The sequence below is a fragment of the Sphingomonas sp. LH128 genome, from assembly GCF_000293195.2.
Lineage (GTDB): Bacteria > Pseudomonadota > Alphaproteobacteria > Sphingomonadales > Sphingomonadaceae > Novosphingobium > Novosphingobium resinovorum_A.
The window spans coordinates 1-3,878 of sequence record NZ_ALVC01000599.1 but is presented as its reverse complement, the minus strand read 5'-3'; the positions used below and the strand labels follow the sequence as shown (position 1 = coordinate 3,878).

Here is a 3,878-nt window from a genome sequence, read left to right as displayed (position 1 = left end):
GATCCAGAAATGTTCGAAGCGGTCGACGACGCCGAGATGGATTGGGTATCCTGGTGACCGGCCCGATAGCCGACGATGTCTTAATCGCGCTGGCTCAGCACCGCTTCGACCAAGCCGATAGGGCCGACGCCACGCAGGAGGACTGCCGCCAGCTGCGCGGCATTTTTCCCGCCGTTCTGCAGCGCCTGCGGGAGAAGGTGGAGATCACGCGCGATCTTGTCTGCATCGAGGGCAACGACCTGTCTGATGCGGCGAGGCTCGCACCGCCAGCCAACACCGAGCCGAAGCAGGACGATCAACTGCAGCTATCCCTTACCCATTTTTGAGCCTCCGCCGATCGGCGCGTGAGCCACGTAAACCAAGCGGATCTCCAAGACGTTCCTATCCTGAGGAACAAGTCATGGTTGACGTGAAAACCTGGGCCCGGCGCACGTTCCGCAAGCTAGCGCTGGGCCACTTTATCGGGATCGAGACCATCAAGGTTTGGATACTGCGTAGGGGGAGAATATTTTCAGGTCGCAGCAACCGTTCTTGCCGGTCTGCCTTTATCACATACCCTCATCCTGGTTGACCTAACCCGCAACTGGAGATTCCCTGGGGCCTGGTCGCGGGATGTATCTTCTACACCGGCCAGGCCTCATTTTTCCGTCACCTTGATGAAGGGTGACGATGCACGAATTGGGAACGGGAGGATTGCTTGATAACTGGACGTCCGATTATGGAGCGCGCTTTCGAGATCGCTCGAGGAGGCAGCTGTAAGAACCTGCAAAGCCTGGCTATCGCACTTGCGAAAGAGGGCTTCACCAATGTCGATTCTCATTTGGAGGGACCGTCTCTGCGAAAACAGCTGGGCGCACTGATGCGAGCCTCCTAAATCAAATGGGTGGGCTGCCAGTCCTCACCCGCATATCCGAGAGTCGGCCCTCTTGAACGTGGAAACGTTCCGATCCATCTGGCTGGCATAAGTCCGAAACATGTGAGCCGAAGAGACGATGACGACCGAGACGTTTGCCGCCCCTGAGACCCGCGCCTTCGAGGCCGATGTTTCCAAGCTCCTGCACATGATGGTCCATTCGGTCTATTCGGACCGGGACGTGTTCCTGCGCGAGCTTATCTCCAACGCTGCCGATGCCTGCGAGAAGCTGCGCTACGAAGCGATCTCCCGGCCCGAACTGCTTGGCGACGACGCCCAGCCGCGCATCACCGTGACGCTAGACAAGGAGGCCGGAACCCTCACCGTCACGGACAATGGCATCGGGATGTCCGCGATCGACATGGCCGAGACCCTGGGCACCATTGCCCGGTCGGGGACGAAGGCGTTCATGGACAGGCTCGCCGCCGACAAGAACGGCGAGGGACAGCAGCTCATCGGCCAGTTCGGCGTGGGCTTCTACTCGGCCTTCATGGTCGCGGGCAAAGTCGAGGTCGTCTCCCGCCGCGCGGGTGAGGACGAGGCGGCGAGCTGGGCATCCGATGGTTCGGGCACTTACACCATAGCTCCGGTCGATCCCGCTGCCGCCCCCTTGCGGGGAACGAGGGTAACGCTGACCTTGCTCGACGAAGCGAAAAGCTATGCCGAGCTCTACACTGTCGAACGGATCGTCAAGGCTCAGTCGGGCCACGTCCCGGTGCCGATATTCGTGGAGGAAACCGGGAGCGAGGAAGAAGCTCGGCAGCTTGCCGACGGCGCGGCGCTGTGGGCCAGGTCGAAGTCGGACATCAGCGAGGATGAGTATGCCGACTTCTATCGCAGCGTGGCGGGGCAGTTCGACAAGCCGGCGATGACGCTGCACTACCGGGCCGAAGGGCGGCACGAGTATTCGGTGCTGACCTTCATCCCGGAGAGCAAGCCTTTCGACCTCTTCGACCCCGACCGCAATGGCCGCATCAAACTCTATGTGCGAAGGGTTTTCATCACCGACGAAGCGGAGATCCTCCCGCGCTATCTGCGATTTGTGCGCGGCCTCGTCGATTCCGCGGACCTCCCGCTCAACATGTCGCGCGAGATGATCCAGGAAAGCCCCGTGCTGTCGGCCATCCAGAAAGGCGTGAGCAATCGCATCCTCTCGGAACTCGACAAGCTGTCGGAGAGTGACGCCGATCGCTACGCGGCGATCTGGGACAATTTCGGGGCAGTGCTCAAGGAAGGGCTTTACGAAGATTACGAGCGGCGCGCGCAGTTGCTTGGGCTTGCTCGCTTCAAGACGACGGCATCGAACGGCGAGTGGCGCTCGCTCAAGGATTATGTAGCGGGGCTCAAGGAAAATCAGACTGCGATCTTCTATGCTACCGGCGATGACCTCGATAGGATCGCGACGTCTCCCCAGCTCGAAGGGTTCAAGGCACGGGGCATCGAGGTCTTGCTGCTGCCCGACCAGGTCGACAATTTCTGGACGACGATGGGCGTCGATTATGAAGGCAAACCCTTCAAGTCGGTGACGCAGGGCTCCAGCGACCTCAGCCTGATCCCTTTGGCAGAGGAGAGCGCAGATACATCGAACGCGGCAGAGGATGTCAGCGGGTTCATCGCCTTTGCCAAGGAGGTGCTGGCGGATCACGTCTCCGACGTCCGTATCTCCGACCGTTTGACCACCAGCGCCGTGTGCATCGTGGCGCCGGACAACGCCATGGATCTTCAGCTTGAGAAGATGCTGGCCGCCGCCGGCCGTGCGCCCGAACGCGAAAAGCCGGTGCTGGAAGTGAATGCGCGCCATGGGCTGATCGCCAGGTTGGACCAGTCGACGGCGAGCGAGGATGAGCGGCGGGACATCGCATTCCTGTTGTTCGACGAGGCGCGTATCGCTGAGGGAGAAGCTCCCGCGGACCCCCGTGCCTTCGCGCAGCGGCTCGAACGCCTGATAGCCAAGACGCTGGGCTAATGCAGGACAGGGGGGAGCCGACGGGCCCCCCTCGTCTTTCGCGGCTCCCAGGACGTTGCATGTTGTCCATCATCCCGACGATGTCGTCCCGGCGATAGGCCAAGGCACCTTCGGCCGCGACATGCGGATCGTGCGCCGGGCGCGCAGATGCCTCAGCAGTTCCTTCTTCAGAACCCCGCGCGCCTGCATATACAGGCTTCTGTAGATGGTCTCGTGCGACACCTGTTTATGCGGCTCCTCGGGAAAGCTGCGCCTGAGCCACCCCGCAATCTGTTCCGGTGACCATTTGCGGCGCAACTTGACTGTTACTGCCTGTGCCGGCGATGGCGAGCAAGCCAGCTTGCAGGGCTTGGGCCGCAAGGCGCGGTCCCATGCCGCCTGATCGGATATGGTCGCCCGATACCGCGCAACGCCGCCATTACGCCTGACTTCGCGACTGATTGTCGAGGGCGAGCGGCCCAGTCGCCGTGCTATCGCACGCAAGGGTTCGCAGACGCTCAGGCCAAGCGATATCTCCTCGCGCTCGGCAAGGCTCAGCGCACGACTGCCGCGCTTGCAAGCGGCAGGCCGGATGCCGCCTGTCGGCGAAATCACCGAAAGTACCGACGATTACTCTCGATCAAACCTTCGTCCGATCGAACTCATCGACTCCCCGCGCTGCCAGCGATCCCATATCTCTGCTCGCTGACTGGCCGTGTAATAGATCCGACGACGCTGCTTCATTGCGACACTCCATCTTCCGCAAAAAATTAAAGTGTTGCCTCCACCCGTTGAACCCACCTCCGCGATGCCCTCATGGTGCGAAGCCCAACACCGTGTTCAAGCCCGCCGTGCTTGTCGCCGTGCGCGAAGGCCAGCGGCTCGTTGCCCTGCAGCGGATCTTCCTAGATCCCGAAACCGCGCGCTACACCGGCAAGGCCACCATCGGTTCGCTCGGCATGTGCGCATGGCGTGGGGGCGGTACCGGTCCCACCATCGGCCTTGCCGAAGGCTTCGAGA

Annotated in this window: 2 protein-coding genes and 2 pseudogenes; 3 read left to right on the top strand and 1 reads right to left on the bottom strand. The window is 61.6% G+C overall.

Annotated elements, in window-relative coordinates; genetic code table 11:
* Positions 1 to 326: hypothetical protein (locus LH128_RS30530; protein WP_327195331.1), on the top strand; the 326-nt coding region annotated here is incomplete at its 5' end.
* A gap of 666 nt (positions 327 to 992) precedes the next feature.
* Positions 993 to 2,879, top strand: a complete 1,887-nt coding sequence (gene htpG, locus LH128_RS30525) for a molecular chaperone HtpG (RefSeq protein WP_008833552.1) — start codon at positions 993 to 995, stop codon at positions 2,877 to 2,879.
* Positions 2,880 to 2,993: 114 nt separating this feature from the next.
* Here htpG and LH128_RS32690 read toward each other — a convergent pair.
* Positions 2,994 to 3,602: pseudogene (locus LH128_RS32690) on the bottom strand (transposase); the annotation flags it as partial.
* A gap of 92 nt (positions 3,603 to 3,694) precedes the next feature.
* Between LH128_RS32690 and LH128_RS30515 the strand changes: the two are divergent.
* Positions 3,695 to 3,878: pseudogene (locus LH128_RS30515) on the top strand (DUF7146 domain-containing protein); the annotation flags it as partial.